This is a genomic window from Azotobacter chroococcum (genome assembly GCF_004339665.1).
In the GTDB taxonomy this organism is placed as follows: domain Bacteria; phylum Pseudomonadota; class Gammaproteobacteria; order Pseudomonadales; family Pseudomonadaceae; genus Azotobacter; species Azotobacter chroococcum.
The window spans coordinates 174,424-189,998 of the sequence record NZ_SMMU01000001.1 but is presented as its reverse complement, the minus strand read 5'-3'; the positions used below and the strand labels follow the sequence as shown (position 1 = coordinate 189,998).

Sequence of the window (15,575 nt, the reverse complement as noted above, 5' to 3'; positions counted from 1 at the left end):
GATGGAAGCGCTGTTCGCGATCACCCTCGGCGTGCTGACCGCCAGCGGCGTGTACCTGCTGCTGCGCGCGCGGATCTTCCCGGTGGTGATGGGGCTGACCCTGATTTCCTACGCGGTGAACCTGTTTCTCTTCGCCATGGGTCGTCTGCGCACCGGCGTCGCGCCGGTGCTCGGCAAGAGCGCCGAGTATGGCGACCCCCTGCCGCAGGCTCTGGTGCTCACCGCCATCGTCATCGGCTTCGCCATGACCGCCTTCGTGGTGGTACTCGCCCTGCGCGGCCTGGGCGAAGTGCACAGCGACCACGTGGACGGACGGGAGCCGGACCAATGATGCACGCACCGATCCTGCCGATCCTCCTGCCGCTGTTCGCCGGCAGCCTGCTGCTGCTCGGCCATCGCCTGGGGCGCGGCATCCAGCGCCGGCTGTCCCTGGCCGCCACCTGGGCGCTGCTGCCGCTCTCCGTCTGGCTGCTGGTCCTGGCCGGGGACGACCAGCTGCGCGTCTATGCGCTGGGCGACTGGGCGCCGCCCTTCGGCATCGTCCTGCTGCTCGACCGGCTGAGCGCGCTGATGCTGCTGCTCACCGCCCTGCTGGCCGGCTTCGCGGTGCTCTACGCGGTGCGCGGCGACGACGAGCGGGGGCCGAACTTCCACGCCCTGTTCCAGTTCCAGCTGCTCGGCATCAACGGCGCCTTCCTGACCGCCGATCTGTTCAACCTGTTCGTGTTCTTCGAGATCCTGCTGATCGCCTCCTATGCGCTGCTGATGCACGGCAACGGCGCCGCGCGGGTACGGGCCAGCATGCATTACGTGCTGCTCAACCTGCTCGGTTCGTCGTTCTTCCTGATCGGCGTGGGCACCCTCTACGGCCTGACCGGGACCCTGAACATGGCCGATCTGGCCCGTCAGGTGGCCAGCGCCGATGCGACACAGGCACCGCTGCTGGCGGCTGCCGGCTACCTGCTGCTGCTGGTGTTCGGCCTCAAGGCGGCGATCCTGCCGCTGTACTTCTGGCTGCCGCGCGCCTATGCGGCGGCGACGGCGCCGGTGGCAGCGCTCTTCGCGATCATGACCAAGGTCGGCCTGTATGCCATCCTGCGGGTGTTCACGCTGATCTTCGGCAGCGGGGCCGGCGAGCTGGCCGATCTGGCGCAGCCCTGGCTCTGGCCGCTGGCCGCCATAACCCTCGCCGCCGGGGTGTTCGGCGCCCTGGCGGCGCGCAACCTGCAGACGCAGCTGGCCTACCTGGTGGTGGTGTCGGTCGGCACCCTGCTGGTCGGCATCGCCCTGGGCACCGCCGAAGGCTTTGCCGCCGCACTCTACTACCTGCTGCACAGCACCCTGGTCAGCGGCGGCCTGTTCCTCCTCGCCGACCTGATCGCCCGTCAGCGCGGCGAGCTGGGCGGCGAGCTGCAGCACGGGCCCAGCCTGCGCCAGCCGGCGCTGCTCGGCGGGCTGTTCTTCTTCGCGGCGATCTCGGTGGCCGGTCTGCCGCCGCTGTCCGGCTTCCTCGGCAAGCTGATGCTGCTGCGGGCGGTACCGGTCGGTTCCCCGGCACTGCTGATGTGGTCGGTGCTGCTGATCGGCGGCCTGGGGCTGCTGATCGCCCTCAGCCGCTCCGGCAGCACCCTGTTCTGGCGTACCTCCGGGTCGCCGGTGGCCGAGGCCGGCGCCGACCACCTGCGCATCCTGGCCTGCGCCGGCCTGCTGCTCGGCAGCCTGCTGATGGTCGTGGCGGCTGCGCCGCTGCAGGCCTACGTGCAGGCCACGGCACGCCAGCTGCTGGATCTTTCGCCCTATCTGCAGATCGGCATGGGAGGTGCTGCATGAAGGCGCTGCGCGGTTTGCCGCATCCGCTCCTGAGCCTGTTGCTGACGGTCATCTGGCTGATGCTGGTGAACACCCTGAGCTTCGGCCATCTGCTGCTGGGAGCCTTTCTCGGCTGGGCGATCCCGCTGCTCTGCCGCGATTTCCTGATCGAGGTGCCGCGGGTGCGCCGGCCGCTGCAGCTGGGCCTGTTCGTACTCAAGGTGTTCGGCGACATTCTCGTCGCCAACCTGGCTGTGGCGAAGCTGGTGCTGGGGCCGAAGGAGCGGCTGAACCCGGCCTTCGTCGAGGTGCCGGTGGCCATCGAGGACAAATTCGTCCTGGCGGTGCTGACCAGCATCATTTCCCTGACACCGGGCACGGTGTCCGCCGATCTCAGCGCGGATCGCCGGACCCTGCTGCTGCATGCCCTGGACGCGCCGGACCCCGGGCAGCTGGCTGCCGAGGTGAAGCGCCGCTATGAGGCGCCCCTGCTGGAGATCTTCCAATGCTCGCCTACGTGATTCCCTTCTGCCTGGTGGTCATCGGCCTGGCGCTGGCCCTCAACCTGGTTCGTCTGGTCAAGGGGCCGAGCCTGCCGGACCGCATCCTGGCGCTGGACACCCTGTACATCAACGCCCTGGCGCTGATCGTGCTGTTCGGCATCTGGCTGGGCTCGGACCTGTTCTTCGAGGCGGCGCTGCTGATCGCGGTGATGGGCTTCGTCGGCACCGTGGCGGCCGGCAAATACCTGCTGCACGGCGATATCATCGACTGAGGAGTCGTCATTCATGCCCTTCTGGATCGAAGCGCTGGTCAGCCTGTTTCTGGTTCTCGGCAGCCTGTTCGCCCTGGTCGGCGCCATCGGCCTGTACCGCCTGCCGGACTTCTACACCCGCCTGCACGGCCCGACCAAGGCCACCACCCTCGGCGTGGGCGGCATGGTGATCGCCTCCATGCTGTTCTTCGCCGGCCGGCCGGAAGGGCCGAGCCTGCACGAGCTGCTGATCACCCTGTTCCTGTTCATCACCGCACCGGTCAGCGCGCACATGCTGGCCAAGGCGGCGATGCAGAAGAAGCTGCCGCTGGCCGAGCGGACCCGCGGCAAGCCCTGGTGACTCAGTCGTCGCGGCCGCCGCCGAAGTAGGCGCAGCCGCGCTGCACCTGGCCGTCGAGGCGCAGCTCGGCGCTCATATGGCGGATCGCGCCGCTCATCGAGTCGATGCAGTGCTGCGGCGCCACCCAGAGTTCCAGACGCTGGCCATCGGCCTCGCTGGTCAGGTTCAGGCTGCCGCCGGGCAGCTGCTCCTCCAGATAGGGCAGGGCCAGCGGCGGCTGGCCGGGGCGCTGCAGCAGCAGGCCCTTGCTGCCGACGCTGACGCTCCACGACGGCTCGTGGCCCGCCGCGCGCAGCAGCATCCGGGGAAAGTCCGGGTCCTGGCAACTGCGCCCGCCGAGTTCCAGGCGATAGATCTTGCTCGTCTCGAAGCGCCCGTCGACGCCGGGCCTGTCGCTGGAGCCGAGGGTGCCGCGCAGGTCGGCGAACAGCGGGTCGCTGCCGCCGCCCTGCAGGCCGCGGACCTCCTCGGCCAGGCCCAGCTCGCCGGTATCGACCAGCACGAAACGGCGCTGCTCGTCGCACGGGCGCAGCAGCAGCTCGCCGTCGCGCACGCTCAGCTCGCCCTGCAGACGGACCTGTTCGACCCTGGACGCGTCCTTGCTTGCGGCGAACGACAGGCTGGCGGTGAACAGCGGCAGAAGGCAGTACAAGAGGGGGCGGGCAAGGCGCATCGGCGGTCTCCTGGAAGGGGCGCCCACGTTAACCAGCGGGGCGGTCGATCACAAGTCCGGCGACGACTCGCCGGGCGGGCGCAGCCGCGTGCTGTCTACACTGAGCAGGGTGGAGTCCGGGGGGCTTGCCCCCGGCGAGGAGGTTCCCATGTTCAAGCCGGGCCACCTGCATCGCGAGCAGCTGCCAGACAAGTCCAACCCGCAGACCTTCGTCTACGACGTGCATTACGAGGTGCGCGAGGCGCCGGAAAAGAGCCGGGTGCTGCACCTGCACATGGACGGCGAAATCGACGGCCAGCCCTTCGCGGAGGACTGCGAGCTGCCGCGCGACCTGGCCTTCGACTTCATGAACGCGCTGACCCGGATCGCCGTGCGCCACGGCCTGCATCCGCGCTTCGGGCCGATCCTGCGCGAGCATGACGAATACGACGCGATGTTCGAGGACATCCGCCACAAGCTGGAGCTGCAGCCGGGCGAGCCGGTCGACCTCGGCCATCTGCCCGGACGGTAGTCCTTCGCGGCGGCTCAGCCGCCCAGGTAGGCCTCGCACACCCGCGCGTCGCCGAGCAGCTCCTCGCCGCTGCCGTGCATGACGATCCGCCCGTTCTCCAGCACGTAGCCGCGGTCGGCCAGCTTCAGCGCCTGGTTGGCGTTCTGCTCGACCACAAAGACCGTCACGCCTTCTTCGCGCAGCTGCTCGAGGATCGCGAAGATCTGCCGGATGACCAGCGGCGCCAGGCCCAGCGAGGGTTCGTCGAGCAGCAGCAGGCGCGGCCGGCTCATCAGCGCGCGGCCGATGGCGAGCATCTGCTGCTCGCCCCCGGACAGGGTGCCGCCGCGCTGGGCGTAGCGCTCGGCAAGCCGCGGGAAGAGTGCCAGCACCCGCTCCAGGCGCGCCTCGACTTCTTCCCGGCTGGCGAAGAAGCCGCCCATGGCGAGGTTCTCCTCGACCGTCAGGCGGGCGAAGATGCGCCGGCCTTCCGGTACCACGGCGATGCCCTTGCGCATGATCGCGGCGGTGTCCTGGCCGACCAGCTCCTCGCCGCGGTAGCGGATGCTCCCGGCGCTGGCCCGCGGCGTGCCGCAGAGGGTCATCAGCAGGGTCGACTTGCCGGCGCCGTTGGCGCCGATCAGGGTGACGATCTCGCCCTCGCGCACCTCCAGGCTCACCCCGTGGAGCGCCTGGATCTTGCCGTAGCAGGTGGAGACGTTGTCGAAAGTCAGCATCAGGCTTCTCCCAGATAGGCCTTGATCACCTCGGGATGGCAGCGGATCTGTGCCGGCGTGCCCTCGGCCAGCGGGCGGCCCTGGTTGATGACCACGATCCGGTCGGAAATGCCCATCACCAGCGGCATGTCGTGCTCGATCAGCAGCACGCCGAGACCGTGCTCGTCGCGCAACAGGCCGATCAGCGCCTTGAGGTCTTCGGTTTCCCGCGGGTTGAGGCCGGCGGCCGGCTCGTCGAGCATCAGCAGGCGCGGGCGGGTCATCATGCAGCGGGCGATTTCCAGGCGGCGCTGCTGGCCATAGGCGAGGGTGCCGGCCAGGCGGTTGGCGCCGTCCGCCAGCCCGACCCGCTCCAGCCACTGGTGGGCGAATTCCAGGGCCTGGCGTTCGCTGCGGCGAAAGGCCGGGGTCTTCAGCAGGCCGGCGAAGAAGTTGGTGTTCAGGTGGCGGTGCTGGGCCACCAGCAGGTTCTCCAGCGCGGTCATTTCCCTGAACAGGCGGACGTTCTGGAAGGTGCGCACGATCCCCTTGCGGGCGATCCGGTGCCCCGGCAGGCCCTGGATCGGCTCGCCGTCGAGGAGGATCTCGCCGGCGCTGGGCCGGTAGAAGCCGGTCAGGCAGTTGAACACCGTGGTCTTGCCGGCGCCGTTGGGGCCGATCATCGACAGTACCTGCCGCGCGCCGAGACTCAGGCTCACGCCGTCGACCGCCAGCAGGCCGCCGAAGCGCATGGCCAGGTCGCGCACCTCAAGCAGGGCGCTCATGATTTCAGCTCCAGGTGCGGGCGCTGCATGGGCAACAGGCCCTGCGGCCGCCAGACCATCATCAGCACCAGCAGGGCGCCGAACAGCAGCATGCGGTACTCGCTGAACTCGCGCATCAGCTCGGGGAGCAGGATCATCACCACCGCGGCGAGGATCACCCCCAGCTGCGACCCCATGCCGCCGAGCACGACGATGGCGAGGATCACCGCCGACTCGATGAAGCTGAAGGATTCCGGCGTCACCAGCCCCTGGCGGGCGGCGAAGAAGCTGCCGGCGAACCCGGCGAAGCAGGCGCCCAAGGTGAAGGCCGAGAGCTTGATGACCGTGGGATTGAGGCCGAGGGCGCGGCAGGCGATCTCGTCCTCGCGCAGGGCTTCCCAGGCGCGGCCGATCGGCATGCGCAGCAGGCGGTTGATGACGAACAGGGTGAGCAGCACCAGCGCCAGGGCGATCAGGTAGAGGAAGATCACCTTGTCCGCCGAGTCGTAGGGCAGGCCGAAGAAGCCGTGGAAGGTCTGCAGGCCCTCCGCGGCGCGGCGCTCGAAGGTCAGGCCGAAGAGGGTCGGCTTGTCGATGCCGCCGATGCCGTTGGGGCCGCCGGTGACGTCGGTGAGGTTGCGCAGCAGGATGCGGATGATCTCGCCGAAGCCCAGGGTGACGATGGCCAGGTAGTCGCCGCGCAGGCGCAGCACCGGAAAGCCGAGCAGAAAGCCGAACAGCGCGGCCATCGCCCCGGCGATCGGCAGGCAGGTCCAGAAGCCCAGGCCCCAGTACTCCGAGAGCAGGGCGTAGGTGTAGGCGCCGACCGCGTAGAAGCCGACGTAGCCGAGATCGAGCAGGCCGGCGAGGCCGACCACGATGTTCAGGCCGAGGCCGAGCATGGCGTAGATGAGGATCAGGGTGGCCAGGTCCACCGCGCCGCGCGAGGCGAAGAACGGCCAGACCAGGGCCGGCACCAGCAGGGCGAGCAGGCCCCAGCGCTGGGTCGCGGGCAGGCTGAGGACCTCCTTCAGCCGCCCCGGCACGGCGGGCCGCGACGCTGCTCCGCTCCAGAGGGCGGCGAGGCGGTCGCGGCCGAGCTGCCAGCAGAACATGCCGAGGGCCGCGGCGGCGATGCTCCAGAGCATCGCCGGGCTGGCGTTGTGCACTTCCAGGCGGATGCCCACGGTGGTCAGCTTGAGGCCCAGCACCGGCCAGGCCACGGCGAGCACCAGCAGGGCGCTGAACAGGGCGGTCCTCAATCGGGTGCTCATACCTTCTCCACCTCCGGACGGCCGAGGATGCCGGTGGGACGCAACAGCAGCACCAGCACCAGCAGGCTGAAGGCCACCACGTCCTTGTAGGCATCGCCGAACAGGTCGGCGCCGAAGGCCTCGGCGACGCCCAGCAGCAGGCCGCCGAGCATGGCGCCGGGGATGCTGCCGATGCCGCCGAGCACCGCGGCGGTGAACGCCTTGATCCCGGCGAGAAAGCCCATCTGCGGGTTGATCACCCCGTACTGCAGGCCCAGCAGCACCGCCGCCACTGCCGCCAGCACGGCGCCGATGACGAAGGTCAGGGCGATGATCCGGTGGGTGTCGATGCCCAGCAGGCCGGCCATCTTCAGGTCCTCGGCGCAGGCGCGGCAGGCGCGGCCGAGGCGCGAGCGGGAGATGAACAGGGTCAGGCCGAGCATCACCAGCAGGATGACGGCGAAGATGAGGATCTGCGTCCAGGAGATCACCACGCCGTGCATGGCGCTCTCGCCGATCACCAGGTTGCCCGGCAGCAGGCTGGGGATCGCCTTGTCGCGGCTGTCCTGGGCGAGCAGCACCTCGTTCTGCAGGAAGATCGACATGCCGATCGCCGAGATCAGCGGAATCAGCCGGTTGCCGCCGCGTAGCGGACGGTAGGCGAGGCGCTCGATGGAGTAGCCGTAGGCGCTGGCGACCACGATGCTGGCGGCGAAGGCGGCGGCCATCAACAGCGGCAGATGGTCCAGGCCGAGCATGGACAGCCCGGCGATGGCGATGAAGGCCACGTAGGAGGCGATCATGTACACCTCGCCGTGGGCGAAGTTGATCATGCCGATGATGCCGTAGACCATGGTGTAGCCGATGGCGATCAGCGCGTAGGTGCTGCCGACCGTGAGGCCGTTCACCAGCTGTTGCAGGTAGTGGTAGAGCTCGGGCATGGCCTGGTTCCTCGAAGCCCGCGCAGGGCCGGCAATGGGGCAGGATGTAGGAGCCAGTCGTAGGGTGGGTCAGGCCAACGGCCGTAACCCACCAACGGCACCGCAGATGCCGCTTTCGCAGACGGGCGTGGCTCGACCTACTCGACGCGGGTCTTGCTCGCGTCCCGGTGCCACTCATAGACCTCGAAGCCGAAGTCCTTCAGATCGCCTTTGTCGTCGAAGGCGAGCGTGCCGGTCACCGTGTCGAAGGTGTTGCCGCGCAGGGCTTCGGCGACCGCCTCGGGCTCGCTGCTGCCGGCCTTTTCGATGCCCTGGGCGATCAGCTGCACGGCGGCGTAGGCGGGAAACACGAAGGGGCCGCTGGGGTCCTGGTTCTTGGCCTTGAAGGCCTCGACCAGCACCTGATTGTGCGGGTCCCGGTCGAAGGCACGCGGCAAGGTGAGCAGCAGCCCCTCGGAGGCCGGTCCGGCGATGGCGGAAAGCTCCTTGTTGCCGACCCCTTCCGGCCCCATGAAGCGCACCTTCAGGCCCTTCTCCGCGGACTGGCGCAGCAGCAGGCCGAGCTCCGGGTGGTAGCCGCCGTAGTAGACGAAATCGACGCCGGCCTGCTTGAGCTTGGCGATCATCGCCGAGAAGTCCTTGTCGCCGGCGTTGAGGCCCTCGAACAGCGCCACCTCGACGCCGCGCTCCTGCAGGGTCTTCCTGACCGCAGTGGCGATGCCCTCGCCGTACTGCTGCTTGTCGTGCAGCACGGCGACACGCTGCGGTTTGATCCGCTCGGCGATGAAGGCGCCGGCGGTCGGTCCCTGCAGGCTGTCCAGGCCGATGGTGCGGAAGATCAGCTGATAACCCTGGGCGGTGATCTGCGGGCTGGTCGCGGCGGGGGTGATCATCAGCACGCCCTCGTCCTCGTAGATGTCCGCGGCGGGCTGGGTCGAGCTGGAGCAGAGGTGGCCGACGACGAAGGCGATGCCGTCGTTGACGATCTTGTTGGCCACCGCGACGGCCTGCTTGGGATCGCAGGCGTCGTCGTAGACGCTGCCCTCGAGGAGCTGGCCGTTCACTCCGCCGGCCTCGTTGATCCGTTCGATGGCCAGTTTCGCGCCGATGAACTGCATGTCGCCGTACTGCGCCACGGGCCCGGTGACCGGTCCGGCCAGGGCGATGCGGACCGGCTCGGCGGCGGCCGCGTGGAAGGTGGCTCCGGCGAGCGCCAGGGCGGCGAACAGCCGGGAGAGATGTCGGGTGGCCTTGTGCATGGTACTCCTCATTGTTCTGTCGTTGCGGGGGGCGCTCGGCCCGGCCCTCTTCTGCGCAGGGCGTTTGGGCACAGTTTAAGGGGCTGCTTCGCCGCTTGGGAACCTTGCCGGGCGGCACTTGCCTGGCCCGGCCGCGCCGCTATGATGGCGCCCCTTCCGCCCGGTGAATTTGCCATGACAGACACTACCAATCCCCTCTACGCCAAACTGCTCGGCGAAACGGCCCGGATCAGCTGGGAAGAGCTGCAGCCCTTCTTCGCCCGCGGCGCCCTGCTCTGGGTCGCCGCCGAGGCGGATCTGGTGGCGGTGGCGCTGGCCGTCGCCGAGGACGATCAGGCCAGCGTGGCCGCCTGGCTGACCGGCGGCCAGCTGGCCAAGCTGGAGGAGACCCGCGCCGAGGACCTGCTCGCCCGCGATCCGGAGCTCTGGGCGGTGGTGGTGGCGCCCTGGGTGCTGGTGCAGGAGCGTGCCGAGGGGTCGCCGTTGCACTGACCGGCAACGCCCGTGTGGGAGCAGATTCATCTGCGATTGGCCGCGGCGTATGGCCAGGCACTGCTATCGCGAATGAATTCGCTCCTACCCAAACGTCCCGCGCTAGGCGCTTACCCAGCGCTGGCGGCCCCAGCCGCTCAGCGCATCGACGCCCAGCACCAGCAGCAGCATGGCGAGGATCACCGTGGAAGCCTGGGCCTCCTGGAACAGGCTGAGGCTCAGGTAGAGCATCTGCCCCAGCCCGCCGGCGCCGACGAAGCCCAGCACGCTGGCCATGCGGATGTTGTTCTCCCAGCGGTACAGGGTGTAGGCCAGGAGCTGCGGCCAGACGCCCGGGAGGGTGCCATAGCAGAACGCCGCGATCCGCCCGCCGCCGGCCAGGCGCACGGCTTCGGCGGGTTCGCCGGGAGTGTTTTCCAGCGCCTCGGCGAACAGCCGGCCGAGCACCCCGGCGGTGTGCAGGGCCAGCGCCAGGGTGCCGGCGTTCGGGCCGAGGCCGGCGGCCAGCACCATCAGCGCAGCCCAGACCAGTTCCGGAATCGCCCGCAGGGCATTGAGCAGCAGGCGTGCGACGCTGGTCGCCAGCAGCCCGCAGCGGCCACTGGCGGGCAGCGCCAGCAGCAGGCCGAGGCCGGCGGCGAGCAGGCTGCCGATGGCCGACATGGCCAGGGTTTCCAGGGCGCCGCGGCCGGTGGCCTGCAGGTGCGCCGGGGAGAAGTCGGGGCTGAGGAAGCCGCCGGCGTAGTCGCCCATCTGCCGCAGGCTGTCCGCGCCGAACAGTGCGCCGAGGTCGATCTCCAGCCAAATGAAGGAGGCCGCGACGGCCGCCAGCAGGCCCAGCAGGAGCAGGGCGTTGCCCGGGCGCCTCATGTCAGCCTCCCGCGCAGCAGGCGGCTCAGCTGGTCGGCCATCAGCACCAGCAGGAAGAAGGTCAGCAGCATGCTGGCCACCTCGCCGCCGGCGAACATGCGCATCGACAGATCGATCTGCTGGCCCAGCCCGCCGGCGCCGACGAAGCCCATCACCACCGAGGCGCGGATCGCGCATTCCCAGCGGTAGACGGTGTAGGAGAGCATCTCCGCCGCGGCGTTGGGCAGGATGCCGTAGAGGAAGGCGACCAGCCGCGGGCTGCCGCTGCCGAGCAGGGCGCGCGCCGGGCGCGGGTCGACCGACTCGAAGATTTCCGCGTAGACCTTGCCGAGCATGCCGGCGTAGGTGATGGCGATGGCCAGCACCCCGGCGCTCGGGCCGAGGCCCACGGCGCGCACGAAGAGCAGCGCCCAGACGATCTCCGGCACGCTGCGCAGGACGATCAAAAGGCCGCGCACCGGCCAGCGCAGCAGGGCGCCCCACCAGGTCGGCCGGCCGCCGCGGTGCAGCGCGGAGAGCGACAGGGCGCGGCTGGCGAGCAGCGCGGCGGGCAGGGCGACGAGCAGCGCCAGGCTCATGCCGGCGGTGGCGATGGCCAGGGTTTCCAGGGTCGCCCGGCCGAGCAGGTCGAGAAACTCGCGGCCGTGTTCCGGGGGCCAGAAGGCGGCGACGAAATTGCCCATGGTCGCGGCGCTGTCGCCGTGCAGCAGCACGCCCAGGTCCAGCTCGCTGAGCGACAGCCCCGGCCACAGCAGGGCCAGCGCCAACACAGTGAGCAGCAGGCGCGGCAGGGCGGCGGGATCGCGGGGGACGGCGAGGGTCAGCATCGGGGAATGTGCAGTACGTGGGGCGCAGCCGGCGGCATGGCCGGCTGTTGCAGCTGTTCGTTGGCGTAGAGCGCGTCCAGCTCGGCCCGGGTCAGGGCGGCGGCCGGGCGGTCGAAGACCAGGCGTCCGGCGCGCACGCCGAGGATGCGCGGGAAGTGCGCCAGCGCTAGGTCCACCGCATGCAGGCTGGCGAGCAGGGTGATGCCGCGGCGCCCGGCTTCCTCGCTCAAGACGCCCAGGGTGTGGCCGGCGAGCACCGGGTCCATGGCCGAAACCGGCTCGTCGGCGAGGATCAGCTCCGGCTCCTGGTAGAGCACGCGGGCGATGCCGACCCGCTGCAGCTGGCCGCCGGAAAGCTGGTCGCAGTGCTCGAACAGCTTCTCGGCCAGGTCCAGGCGCGCCAGGGCGGCGGCCGCCCCGGCGGTATCCAGCGGATGCAGCAGGTTGAGCAGGCTGCGGCCCAGGGACCAACGGCCGAGCTTGCCGGCCAGCACCGCGGTGACCACCCGCTGGCGCGGCGGCAGGGGCGGCGCCTGGTGGATCAGGCCGATGCGCGCGCGCAGCCGCTGGCGGGCCGCGGCGGAGAGGCGCCAGGGATCGGCGCCGAGCACCTCGATGCGGCCGGCGCTGGGCTGCTGGGCGGTGGCGAGCAGGCGCAGCAGGCTGGTCTTGCCAGCGCCGGACGGCCCGATGATCGCCACCCGTTCGCCGGGGGCGATTTGCAGCTCGATATCGCTCAGCGCAACCTGGCCGTTGGCGTGAGTCAGGCCCACGCCGGACAGGTTCAGGGTCACTTCAGCAGGCCGGCGGCGCGCGCCGCTTCCTCGATGCCCTGGTAGTTTTCCGGCTTGGTCTCGATGAAGCGGCTGGCCGCCTGCAGGTCGAGAATCGCCTTGTGCTCCGGCTTGGCCGGGTCGAGGGCGAGGAAGGCCTTCTTGATCTTCGCGGTCAGTTCGGGATCCAGGGTGCCGCGCACCGTCCAGTTGTAGTCGTAGTAGGTCGGCGTGGTGGCGAACACCTTGACCTTGGCGGTATCGACCTTGCCGGCGGTGACCAGCTTGTCCCACACCGAGGCGTTGAGCACGCCGGCGTCGACCTTGCCGGACTGCACCCAGGCGACGGTGGCGTCGTGGGCGCCGGAATAGGCCACGCGGCTGAAGAACTCCTCGGGCTTGATGCCGTCCTTGAGCATGAAGTAGCGCGGCATCAGGCTGCCGGAGGTGGAGGACACCGAGCCGAAGGCGAAGGTCTTGCCCTTGAGGTCCTGCAGGGATTTCACGTTGGCGTCGGCGCTGATGAACTTGCTGGTGAACTTCTCGTCCTGCTCGCGCTGCACCAGTGGAATGGCGTTGCCGGTCTTCAGGCGGGTCTGCACGAAGGTGAAGCCGCCCAGCCAGGCCAGGTCCACGCGGTCGGCGGCCAGCGCCTCGACCACCGCGGCATAGTCGGCCACCGGCACGAATTTCACCGGCATGCCCAGCTCTTTTTCAAGATAGGCGCCGAGCGGCTTGAACTTGCGCAGCAGCTCGGTGGGCGCCTCGTCGGGAATCGCCGAGACGTTGAGCACGTCGGCGGCCTGGGAGAAAACGCTGGACAGGGACAGGGCAAAGCCGGCGGCGAGCGCCAGGGTACGCTTGAGCATGGGGTTCTCCGGTTCAATAGCGGAAAAAAGGGCGGGCGGATTATAGAGGAAGCACGCCGGCTGCGAAGGGGGCGTGATAGCGAATCGGAGGCGAGCGAGAGCGAAACTCCTCTCCCGCGCCGGGAGAGGATGGAGGGGCGGGACGTTACAGCAGGATCGTCGCCCAGACCGCGGCGATCAGCACCAGGGCCAGCAGCTGGGCGGCGCTGCCCATGTCCTTGGCCCGCTTGGAGAGGGGGTGCAGCTCCAGCGAGATGCGGTCGACGGTGGCTTCGATGGCCGAGTTGAGCAACTCGATGATCGGCGCCAGCAGCACCACGGCGATCAGCAGGGCGCGTTCGATCCGGCTCACGTCGAGCAGGCAGGCGACGGGGATCAGCAGCAGATTCAGCATCACCAACTGGCGGAAGGCAGCTTCGCCGACGAAGGCCGCCTTGAGGCCGGCGAGGGAATAGCTGGTGGCATTGAGAATCCGGCGGAATCCTCGCTGCCCCTTGAGGGCCCGACTGTCAAGCAGATTGGATGGCATGGGGATGTCTCTGTGGCGAATGGGGGAGCGCTGCACGGCCGTTGCGATGGACGATGGTACTCAGAATGGGGTGAAAAAAGCGTAGTTCCAGGGGGGCCGTCATCAATTGTTTCAATTCGGAAAACGATGGCTGGTTATAGTCTTCGGACTTCGACCCAAGGAGCCGACCCATGCAGATCGCCGCCAACCTTTCCCTGCTGTTCAGCGAAAAGCCGCTGATCGAGCGCATCGTCGCCGCTGCCGCGGCAGGCTTCGACGGCGTGGAGATCCAGTTTCCCTACGAGGTTCCGGCCATCCGTCTCAAGGAGGAACTGGAGCGCGCCGGGCTGCCGCTGGCGCTGATCAACCTGCCGGCCGCCGATTTTCTGCAGGGCGGCCCCGGACTGGCGGCGGTACCGCAGCGCCAGGCCGAATTCAATGCCGCGCTGCAGCTGGCGCTGAGCTATGCCGCGATGGTCCGGCCGGACTGCGTCAACGTCCTGCCGGGCCGGCTCGCCGAGGGCGTGACCCGGGAGCAGGCGCTGGCGACCCTTGAGGCCAACCTGGCCAGGGCCGCCGAGGCCTTCGCGGTGCTGGGGATCAGTGTGGTCTGCGAGGCGATCAACCCGCTGGACATGCCGGGCTTTCTGATCAACGACGCCGAACAGCTGGACGCGCTGCTGCGCCGCGTGGATCACCCCAACTGCCTGGCGCAGCTGGACTTCTACCACATGGCCCGCCAGGGGCTGGACCTCCCGGCCTGCATCGCGCGTCTGGCCGGGCGCATCGGCCATGTGCAGTTCGCCGATTGTCCGGGGCGGGGCGAGCCGGGCAGCGGCGGGGTGGATTTCGCTGCGGCGCTGGCGGCCTTGCAGGCGAGTGGCTATCGGGGCTGGCTCGGCGCCGAATACCGCCCGGCCGGCGCGACCCGCGACAGCCTGGACTGGCTGGCGCGCTGGCGGGCCGGCGATTATCGGTAAGGCGCGGAGGGCGGAGGCCTGGGCGCGGGGCGACAGGCGCCCCGCTGGAGAGAGGCTATTCGATCGGCAGTGCAAGTCCCGTCATGTCCAGGATCGGGAGGGCCAGCCGCTCGCTCCAGCCCCGCTCCGCCTCCCGGGTCTTGGGCAGCACCGGCAGCTTCAGGCCGGCGATCGAGTTTCGGCTGCGGAACTCGCTGGGGCTGAGGCCGTAGTGCTGCCGGAAGGCGCGGGTGAAATAGGACGGGTCCTTGAAGCCGCTGGCATAGGCGATGCTGGAAACCGGCATCTGGCTGTTCAGCAGCAGGTCATGGGCATGCTCCATGCGCTTGCTCTGGACGAACTCGAGAAAGCCGACCCCATAGACGTCCTTGAATGCGCGGCTGAAGCGGATCGGCGTCATGTTGCAGAGGTCGGCCATGGACTTCTGGTCGAGCGGCTCGTGGAAATGCTGCTGGATGTGCTGCATGACCCGCTCCAGCGGCTGCTGCTTCTGCGCCCTGGCGGTCAGGCGCACGCTTTCCGGCAACTCCTGGGAGCGCTCCAGGGGGCGCTTCTGCCGGCCGCTCGGCGGGTTGCGGCGCAGCTCGCAGAGCTGGCGCAGGGCCTGCAGGTAGCGCTGGCGTTCCGCGTTGGCCAGCGGCAGCACCAGATAGTCCCAAGCGCCGGAGCGGAAGGCCCAGATCGCCAGCTCCTCGGAGTGCTGCACGGTCAGCATGGTGACGGGAATGGACGGCGCCTGCCGCTTGATCGCCAGCAGCCGGTTCAGGCCGAGGGCATCGGGGCTGTCGTAGTGCAGGCAGATCATGTCGGGGCGCAGTCGCAGGTCCAGTCCGGTCAGGCTGACACCTGGCGCCCTGCTGATCCGGCAGCTGTCGGCGAACTGTCCGGGGATATCGTCGCTGGAGTCTTCCTGCGTGAGGTCGAACCACAGCAGGTGAGGGATGGGAGAGCAGGTATTCATCATGAAAATCGCCCGGTACTTCCTGTTGTGCCTTGATGGTAGCCAATGGCTATGGTGGGCGGGATCATTTCCTTATAAACATGCTTTTTTAAGGGAATAAGTCCTGTTTTCATGGAGTGAGTCGCGTTCGAAGACAAAAGCGAAGGAAGGCGTTCGGCAATCTGCGGGCGGCTTTATAGCGAAATGTCTGGCGATTTGCCATGAGCAGATAGTGGCAAATTGCACCATTGGTCGGCGCGGGCCGTGACGCTAGCGCGCTGCCGGGCCTGTTGCCG

20 protein-coding genes are annotated in these 15,575 nt (G+C 69.0%); 8 read left to right on the top strand and 12 right to left on the bottom strand.

Annotated elements, in window-relative coordinates:
* Nucleotide 1 precedes the first annotated feature (1 nt).
* Genes EV691_RS00835 through EV691_RS00815 form a run of 5 tightly spaced genes read left to right on the top strand, consistent with a single transcriptional unit; the run spans nucleotide 2 to nucleotide 2,924 of the window.
* Nucleotides 2–331 carry a Na+/H+ antiporter subunit C gene (locus EV691_RS00835; RefSeq protein ID WP_039803610.1) on the top strand — a complete coding sequence of 110 codons (330 nt, stop codon included), beginning with the start codon at nucleotides 2–4 and terminating at the stop codon, nucleotides 329–331.
* Nucleotides 328–1,830 carry a monovalent cation/H+ antiporter subunit D gene (locus EV691_RS00830; RefSeq protein WP_131297934.1) on the top strand — a complete coding sequence of 501 codons (1,503 nt, stop codon included), beginning with the start codon at nucleotides 328–330 and terminating at the stop codon, nucleotides 1,828–1,830. The genes EV691_RS00835 and EV691_RS00830 overlap by 4 nt, the downstream gene beginning before the upstream one ends.
* Nucleotides 1,827–2,330 (top strand): Na+/H+ antiporter subunit E, encoded by a 504-nt coding sequence (locus tag EV691_RS00825; protein ID WP_131297935.1) that lies wholly within the window; start codon nucleotides 1,827–1,829, stop codon nucleotides 2,328–2,330. Before EV691_RS00830 ends, EV691_RS00825 begins: the two co-directional genes overlap by 4 nt.
* A complete protein-coding gene (locus EV691_RS00820) occupies nucleotides 2,315–2,584 on the top strand; it encodes a K+/H+ antiporter subunit F (RefSeq protein WP_131297936.1) in 270 nt (89 codons plus the stop codon). Before EV691_RS00825 ends, EV691_RS00820 begins: the two co-directional genes overlap by 16 nt.
* A gap of 13 nt (nucleotides 2,585–2,597) precedes the next feature.
* Entirely contained in the window at nucleotides 2,598–2,924 is a 327-nt protein-coding gene (locus EV691_RS00815) for a Na+/H+ antiporter subunit G (RefSeq protein WP_131297937.1), read from the top strand.
* A gap of 1 nt (nucleotide 2,925) precedes the next feature.
* On the opposite strand, the gene EV691_RS00810 is transcribed toward EV691_RS00815, so the two are convergent.
* Nucleotides 2,926–3,597 carry a COG3650 family protein gene (locus tag EV691_RS00810; RefSeq protein ID WP_207390173.1) on the bottom strand — a complete coding sequence of 224 codons (672 nt, stop codon included), beginning with the start codon at nucleotides 3,595–3,597 and terminating at the stop codon, nucleotides 2,926–2,928.
* 148 nt (nucleotides 3,598–3,745) lie between these two features.
* On the opposite strand from EV691_RS00810, the gene EV691_RS00805 reads away from it, so the two are divergent.
* On the top strand, nucleotides 3,746–4,108 hold the full coding sequence (locus tag EV691_RS00805) for a DUF5064 family protein (protein WP_039803620.1): 363 nt from the start codon (nucleotides 3,746–3,748) through the stop codon (nucleotides 4,106–4,108).
* A gap of 14 nt (nucleotides 4,109–4,122) precedes the next feature.
* Here EV691_RS00805 and EV691_RS00800 read toward each other — a convergent pair whose 3' ends face one another.
* From EV691_RS00800 to EV691_RS00780, 5 genes are all read right to left on the bottom strand, one after another.
* Nucleotides 4,123–4,824 carry an ABC transporter ATP-binding protein gene (locus EV691_RS00800; protein WP_131297938.1) on the bottom strand — a complete coding sequence of 234 codons (702 nt, stop codon included), beginning with the start codon at nucleotides 4,822–4,824 and terminating at the stop codon, nucleotides 4,123–4,125.
* A complete protein-coding gene (livG, locus tag EV691_RS00795) occupies nucleotides 4,824–5,588 on the bottom strand; it encodes a high-affinity branched-chain amino acid ABC transporter ATP-binding protein LivG (protein WP_377802287.1) in 765 nt (254 codons plus the stop codon). Before livG ends, EV691_RS00800 begins: the two co-directional genes overlap by 1 nt.
* Nucleotides 5,585–6,841: a high-affinity branched-chain amino acid ABC transporter permease LivM gene (locus tag EV691_RS00790; RefSeq protein WP_131297939.1), complete on the bottom strand. Its 1,257-nt coding sequence runs from the start codon at nucleotides 6,839–6,841 to the stop codon at nucleotides 5,585–5,587. The genes livG and EV691_RS00790 overlap by 4 nt, the downstream gene beginning before the upstream one ends.
* Nucleotides 6,838–7,761, bottom strand: a complete 924-nt coding sequence (livH, locus tag EV691_RS00785) for a high-affinity branched-chain amino acid ABC transporter permease LivH (protein ID WP_131297940.1) — start codon at nucleotides 7,759–7,761, stop codon at nucleotides 6,838–6,840. Before livH ends, EV691_RS00790 begins: the two co-directional genes overlap by 4 nt.
* A 137-nt stretch (nucleotides 7,762–7,898) precedes the next feature.
* Nucleotides 7,899–9,020, bottom strand: coding sequence for a branched-chain amino acid ABC transporter substrate-binding protein (locus tag EV691_RS00780; protein ID WP_039803626.1), 1,122 nt, complete (start codon nucleotides 9,018–9,020; stop codon nucleotides 7,899–7,901).
* A gap of 174 nt (nucleotides 9,021–9,194) precedes the next feature.
* Between EV691_RS00780 and EV691_RS00775 the strand changes: the two genes are divergently transcribed.
* Nucleotides 9,195–9,512: a DUF2288 domain-containing protein gene (locus EV691_RS00775; protein ID WP_131253057.1), complete on the top strand. Its 318-nt coding sequence runs from the start codon at nucleotides 9,195–9,197 to the stop codon at nucleotides 9,510–9,512.
* A gap of 102 nt (nucleotides 9,513–9,614) precedes the next feature.
* Here the strand turns inward: EV691_RS00775 and phnE are convergent, their stop codons facing one another.
* The 5 genes from phnE to EV691_RS00750 form a co-directional block, all read right to left on the bottom strand.
* Nucleotides 9,615–10,382 carry a phosphonate ABC transporter, permease protein PhnE gene (gene phnE, locus EV691_RS00770; protein WP_131297941.1) on the bottom strand — a complete coding sequence of 256 codons (768 nt, stop codon included), beginning with the start codon at nucleotides 10,380–10,382 and terminating at the stop codon, nucleotides 9,615–9,617.
* A complete protein-coding gene (locus EV691_RS00765) occupies nucleotides 10,379–11,209 on the bottom strand; it encodes a PhnE/PtxC family ABC transporter permease (RefSeq protein ID WP_131297942.1) in 831 nt (276 codons plus the stop codon). Before EV691_RS00765 ends, phnE begins: the two co-directional genes overlap by 4 nt.
* Nucleotides 11,203–12,003, bottom strand: a complete 801-nt coding sequence (locus EV691_RS00760; RefSeq protein ID WP_089168405.1) for a phosphonate ABC transporter ATP-binding protein — start codon at nucleotides 12,001–12,003, stop codon at nucleotides 11,203–11,205. Before EV691_RS00760 ends, EV691_RS00765 begins: the two co-directional genes overlap by 7 nt.
* Entirely contained in the window at nucleotides 12,000–12,851 is an 852-nt protein-coding gene (locus EV691_RS00755) for a putative selenate ABC transporter substrate-binding protein (protein ID WP_089168404.1), read from the bottom strand. Before EV691_RS00755 ends, EV691_RS00760 begins: the two co-directional genes overlap by 4 nt.
* Nucleotides 12,852–12,996: 145 nt before the next feature.
* On the bottom strand, nucleotides 12,997–13,380 hold the full coding sequence (locus EV691_RS00750) for a diacylglycerol kinase (RefSeq protein ID WP_131297943.1): 384 nt from the start codon (nucleotides 13,378–13,380) through the stop codon (nucleotides 12,997–12,999).
* Between the two features lie 170 nt (nucleotides 13,381–13,550).
* Between EV691_RS00750 and EV691_RS00745 the strand changes: the two genes are divergently transcribed.
* Nucleotides 13,551–14,339, top strand: a complete 789-nt coding sequence (locus EV691_RS00745) for a hydroxypyruvate isomerase family protein (protein ID WP_131297944.1) — start codon at nucleotides 13,551–13,553, stop codon at nucleotides 14,337–14,339.
* Nucleotides 14,340–14,394: 55 nt separating this feature from the next.
* Here the strand turns inward: EV691_RS00745 and EV691_RS00740 are convergent, their stop codons facing one another.
* Nucleotides 14,395–15,303 carry a response regulator transcription factor gene (locus tag EV691_RS00740; protein WP_131297945.1) on the bottom strand — a complete coding sequence of 303 codons (909 nt, stop codon included), beginning with the start codon at nucleotides 15,301–15,303 and terminating at the stop codon, nucleotides 14,395–14,397.
* Between the last annotated feature and the right edge of the window lie 272 nt (nucleotides 15,304–15,575).

Excerpts from the sequence above, each read along its gene's own strand:
- EV691_RS00835 (WP_039803610.1), top strand. The coding sequence starts at position 2 with ATGGAAGCGCTGTTCGCGATCACCCTCGGCGTGCTGACCGCCAGCGGC.
- EV691_RS00830 (WP_131297934.1), top strand. The coding sequence starts at position 328 with ATGATGCACGCACCGATCCTGCCGATCCTCCTGCCGCTGTTCGCCGGC.
- EV691_RS00825 (WP_131297935.1), top strand. The coding sequence starts at position 1,827 with ATGAAGGCGCTGCGCGGTTTGCCGCATCCGCTCCTGAGCCTGTTGCTG.
- EV691_RS00820 (WP_131297936.1), top strand. The coding sequence starts at position 2,315 with ATGCTCGCCTACGTGATTCCCTTCTGCCTGGTGGTCATCGGCCTGGCG.
- EV691_RS00815 (WP_131297937.1), top strand. The coding sequence starts at position 2,598 with ATGCCCTTCTGGATCGAAGCGCTGGTCAGCCTGTTTCTGGTTCTCGGC.
- EV691_RS00810 (WP_207390173.1), bottom strand. The coding sequence starts at position 3,597 with ATGCGCCTTGCCCGCCCCCTCTTGTACTGCCTTCTGCCGCTGTTCACC.
- EV691_RS00805 (WP_039803620.1), top strand. The coding sequence starts at position 3,746 with ATGTTCAAGCCGGGCCACCTGCATCGCGAGCAGCTGCCAGACAAGTCC.
- EV691_RS00800 (WP_131297938.1), bottom strand. The coding sequence starts at position 4,824 with ATGCTGACTTTCGACAACGTCTCCACCTGCTACGGCAAGATCCAGGCG.
- livG (WP_377802287.1), bottom strand. The coding sequence starts at position 5,588 with ATGAGCGCCCTGCTTGAGGTGCGCGACCTGGCCATGCGCTTCGGCGGC.
- EV691_RS00790 (WP_131297939.1), bottom strand. The coding sequence starts at position 6,841 with ATGAGCACCCGATTGAGGACCGCCCTGTTCAGCGCCCTGCTGGTGCTC.
- livH (WP_131297940.1), bottom strand. The coding sequence starts at position 7,761 with ATGCCCGAGCTCTACCACTACCTGCAACAGCTGGTGAACGGCCTCACG.
- EV691_RS00780 (WP_039803626.1), bottom strand. The coding sequence starts at position 9,020 with ATGCACAAGGCCACCCGACATCTCTCCCGGCTGTTCGCCGCCCTGGCG.
- EV691_RS00775 (WP_131253057.1), top strand. The coding sequence starts at position 9,195 with ATGACAGACACTACCAATCCCCTCTACGCCAAACTGCTCGGCGAAACG.
- phnE (WP_131297941.1), bottom strand. The coding sequence starts at position 10,382 with ATGAGGCGCCCGGGCAACGCCCTGCTCCTGCTGGGCCTGCTGGCGGCC.
- EV691_RS00765 (WP_131297942.1), bottom strand. The coding sequence starts at position 11,209 with ATGCTGACCCTCGCCGTCCCCCGCGATCCCGCCGCCCTGCCGCGCCTG.
- EV691_RS00755 (WP_089168404.1), bottom strand. The coding sequence starts at position 12,851 with ATGCTCAAGCGTACCCTGGCGCTCGCCGCCGGCTTTGCCCTGTCCCTG.
- EV691_RS00750 (WP_131297943.1), bottom strand. The coding sequence starts at position 13,380 with ATGCCATCCAATCTGCTTGACAGTCGGGCCCTCAAGGGGCAGCGAGGA.
- EV691_RS00745 (WP_131297944.1), top strand. The coding sequence starts at position 13,551 with ATGCAGATCGCCGCCAACCTTTCCCTGCTGTTCAGCGAAAAGCCGCTG.
- EV691_RS00740 (WP_131297945.1), bottom strand. The coding sequence starts at position 15,303 with ATGATGAATACCTGCTCTCCCATCCCTCACCTGCTGTGGTTCGACCTC.